General features: G+C 56.5%; 4 protein-coding genes and 1 tRNA gene. 3 read left to right on the forward strand and 2 right to left on the reverse strand.

What is annotated here, in order from left to right; translation table 11 throughout:
* Window positions 1-46 precede the first annotated feature (46 nt).
* Window positions 47-121 (reverse strand) — tRNA-Lys (locus tag OQK_RS24450).
* A 136-nt stretch (window positions 122-257) separates the two neighbouring features.
* On the reverse strand, window positions 258-902 hold the full coding sequence (locus OQK_RS24455) for a dTMP kinase (protein ID WP_016774736.1): 645 nt from the start codon (window positions 900-902) through the stop codon (window positions 258-260).
* Between the two features lie 104 nt (window positions 903-1,006).
* On the opposite strand from OQK_RS24455, the gene OQK_RS24460 reads away from it, so the two are divergent.
* From OQK_RS24460 to OQK_RS24470, 3 genes are all read left to right on the forward strand, one after another.
* Window positions 1,007-2,068, forward strand: coding sequence for an SDR family oxidoreductase (locus OQK_RS24460; RefSeq protein WP_016774737.1), 1,062 nt, complete (start codon window positions 1,007-1,009; stop codon window positions 2,066-2,068).
* Between the two features lie 377 nt (window positions 2,069-2,445).
* A complete protein-coding gene (locus OQK_RS24465) occupies window positions 2,446-2,961 on the forward strand; it encodes an HvfX family Cu-binding RiPP maturation protein (RefSeq protein ID WP_038861694.1) in 516 nt (171 codons plus the stop codon).
* Window positions 2,962-3,022: 61 nt separating this feature from the next.
* Entirely contained in the window at window positions 3,023-3,442 is a 420-nt protein-coding gene (locus tag OQK_RS24470; RefSeq protein ID WP_016774739.1) for an organic hydroperoxide resistance protein, read from the forward strand.
* The last annotated feature ends 150 nt before the right edge of the window (window positions 3,443-3,592 follow it).

Below are 3,592 nucleotides of genomic sequence, written 5' to 3' on the forward strand. Positions count from 1 at the left end.
TTCCCTATCGTCCTTGGGCATGAGTCCTTCCGCGCCTGCGATGTTGTGGGTCCGGGGGCTGGATTCGAACCAGCGCCCACCCGGTTAAGAGCCGAGTGTTCTACCGCTGAACTACCCCGGAACAGAGCGCGGATTGTCCATCAGCGCTGAACGATTGTGAAGATCAAAAACGTTGCCGCTTGTGAACCTGAACGTAATCACTGGAACTCGTGTGCTCAGTCGTCAAATGCCGCGATATTTGCTCAAGTACTCGCCGCTCAGCGTCGCGGACCGATGCTGTGAGCGCGTAGACGGCTCACCACCCGATTAATCTCCCCTACCACCCGCCCCGTCGCCTCCTCGATCACTCCCTCATTCCGACACAAAAACCAACCCTGATCGGCAGCGGCTTGCTCAAAAGCCTGGGTACAGTCGACATGCTCCTCCAGACCGCGAAGCACCGTACTGCTCAAGCCACGCCGTCGTGCCTCCGCCCTTGCCCACGAAATCTCCGCCGTCGTCACCACGCCAACATGCAGGTCTGGCACCTGTACGTTGCGGTCAATGTTCAACTGCAGGATTTCAGCGAAAGGGACTATCCGGCGAAACGCCGCATCGGACGGGTACCAGCGATCGATCAGGATGATGCTGTTGGCGGGTTGTTTGGTCAGCACGTTTCGGGAAATCCAACTGCGGCTATCAGCCAGGCGTTGGCAAACTTCCAGCTCCAGATTCCGGTCGGGATGTCGGACGAGTCGATTCACCAGATGCATTGTCTCGCCCCTGAACGGGTCGCTTTTTTTCTCGCACAGTCGGATGACTTTCTGGTTGTCTGCCCTCAGGACTTCAGTGATGGCCTCCAACAGCGAGGTTTTGCCGACGCCTTTGGGGCCATCCAGAGCGACAAACAGCGGACGAGTCATTTTTCTCACAGGCTTTAACGGGGAGTAGCGCGCACTCTAACGGATTTTCAGGTTGAACCTCTGTTGCTCAGACGGACTCCCAAACTCAAATCCAGGAGAAACCTATGACCCAGACAGCTCTAGTCGTGGGCGCCAGCGGCATTGTCGGCAGCGCCATCACCCAGTTACTCATCGACAACCAGTGGCAAGTCGCCGCGCTGTCGAGGCATCCATCACCAGCGCAAGGCGTGATCCCTGTCGCGGCAGATCTTCAGGATCCTACTTCACTGGAACAGGCGCTGAGGGATGTGAAACCCACGCATGTGTTCATTACCACATGGTCGCGGCAAGCCACGGAGGCCGAGAACATTCGCGTCAATGCGGCCATGGTACGCAACGTCCTCGCCGCCATTCGCCCAGCCAAAAGCGTCAAACACGTAGCACTGGTTACCGGCCTGAAACACTACCTCGGCCCGTTCGAAGCCTATGGTAAAGGCAGCCTGCCGCAGACACCGTTTCGCGAAGAACAGGGTCGTCTGGATGTCGAGAATTTCTATTACGCTCAGGAAGACGAACTCTTCGCCGCAGCTGAAAAGGACGGTTTCACCTGGAGCGTGCATCGCCCGCATACCGTCACGGGGGTGGCCGTGGGCAATGCGATGAACATGGCGACCACCCTCGCCGTCTATGCCTCGATTTGCAAACACACCAATCGCCCTTTCGTATTTCCAGGATCAAAAGTGCAGTGGGACAGCCTCACCGACATGACCGATGCGCGGCAGTTGGCGAAACAGCAACTGTGGGCGGCCACCACGCCGGCTGCGGCAAATCAGGCATTCAATATCACCAATGGCGATGTATTCCGCTGGAAATGGATGTGGAGCCGAATTGCCGAATACTTCGACCTGCCTGCTGCTGATTATCCTGCGTCACCTTCGCCTCTAGAGAAGCAGATGGCGGACGATCAAGCCGTTTGGGCGCAAATAGTCGCCGAGCACGGTTTGAAAGAGTCCGACATTGGACGTCTGATTTCCCCATGGCATACCGATGCCGACCTTGGCCGCCCAATCGAAGTGGTCACGGACATGTCGAAAAGCCGCCTGATGGGCTTCACTGCCTACCAAGCGAGCGATCAGGCATTTTTTGACGTGTTCGACAGGCTGCGGGAGATGCGCTTGATACCTTAGGCGTTTCCAGACAGATAAGGTGGGCACCTGGCGTGCCCACCTTATTCAACGGTACTTTCCACGCCCTCGCCCCTCCCCTCATCTGCGACGTTCGTTTACCCTGCGAAATCCTCCCGCCATTCACCGGCAGAACGCAGCCGATCGTATCTCCCAACTCCAAAATAGCGCCTTCAACAGGTATCGCTCTGTATCCAAGTGTGTACGGACGCAAACACGTTACACAACATTGATCTTCCCGCCCCCTCAGACACAAGCGAGATACACCAGCACGATGAACTGCGCTCACGGCCAGCGCAGTGCTCCTGTGCCTGACAGCTGTCATTGGGAGCACCTGAACGGCTTCCACTTTGTTGACGACGAGTCGGAGGATTAAACCCATGCAAACAAACGCGTCATCGGTCTTGAATCGGCTGCAACTTAATCTTGATCGCGCTGGGGACTGGATCGCCCCTTTGAGCCTGCGCGTTTTTCTGGCCTGGGAGTTTTTTGAAGCGGGATGGGAAAAGTGGAACGGTGAGAACTGGTTCCCCAGCATTCAAGGGGCCTTTCCTTTTCCCTTCAATCAGCTGCCGGCTACGTTCAATTGGCAGTTATCCATGTGGGCAGAGCTGCTCTGTTCCATTGCTTTGCTTGTAGGCCTGGGAACACGTCTTTCGGCACTGATCCTCATAGTGGTCACCGTCGTGGCAACTGCCGCAGTTCACTGGCCAGCGCACTGGTCGACGTTGAGCGAACTGGCTATGGGCTACTCCATCAGCAACAAAGGCTACGGCAATTTCAAGCTGCCGTTGATCTATCTCGTCGCACTTCTGCCATTGGTATTCACAGGCGCCGGCAAGCTGAGCCTGGATGCATTCATCGGTCGGTATCTCAAGCGTTTGAATGCACGCTGAGTGTTATCGCTTCACCAAGGTTATCGCTCTCAACCCCCGCTAGTTAATCAGGAGTTTCACCATGACCCATATTGATAAAGTGCTGTACACCGGCAAAGTCCATACCTCTTCGGGTGGTCGCAATGGCACCGCCCTCAGTGACGATGGCCGACTGGATATAAAGCTGTCGTCGCCTGGCACCTCTGGTGCCGGTACCAACCCAGAGCAGTTGTTCGCCGCAGGTTGGTCGGCCTGTTTTATCGGTGCAATGGGACTAGCGGCGAGCAAGCTGAAAGTCACCCTCCCGGTTGACCTTGCGGTCGACGCCGAAGTGGATCTAGGCACAACCGATGGCGCTTATTTCCTCCAGGCTCGCCTCAACGTCTCCCTTCCCGGGCTGGATCGCAACGTCGCTCAAGAGCTGATCGACACCGCACACCAGACATGCCCGTACTCCAAAGCGACGCGGAACAACATCAACGTGGTGATCAACCTCGTTTGAGCAGAACCGTGGCGGGTTTCAATCACCCGATTCACAACCCCCGGCTGCCAGCGGTAGCCGTGGAGGTGCTGTGGGTCGGGGGTTCCAGACGTCGAATCGGAGTATTGAGCTCATGCAAACGAACACTTCATCATCAACACATTTAGATCC

Origin of the sequence: Pseudomonas sp. R62, assembly GCF_000257605.1 — a bacterium.
GTDB classification, from domain to species: Bacteria; Pseudomonadota; Gammaproteobacteria; order Pseudomonadales; family Pseudomonadaceae; genus Aquipseudomonas; species Aquipseudomonas atacamensis.

What these genes read in the sequence shown, in the direction of transcription:
- OQK_RS24465 (WP_038861694.1), top strand. Translation starts at nt 2,446, where the DNA reads ATGCAAACAAACGCGTCATCGGTCTTGAATCGGCTGCAACTTAATCTT.
- OQK_RS24470 (WP_016774739.1), top strand. Translation starts at nt 3,023, where the DNA reads ATGACCCATATTGATAAAGTGCTGTACACCGGCAAAGTCCATACCTCT.
- OQK_RS24455 (WP_016774736.1), bottom strand. Translation starts at nt 902, where the DNA reads ATGACTCGTCCGCTGTTTGTCGCTCTGGATGGCCCCAAAGGCGTCGGC.
- OQK_RS24460 (WP_016774737.1), top strand. Translation starts at nt 1,007, where the DNA reads ATGACCCAGACAGCTCTAGTCGTGGGCGCCAGCGGCATTGTCGGCAGC.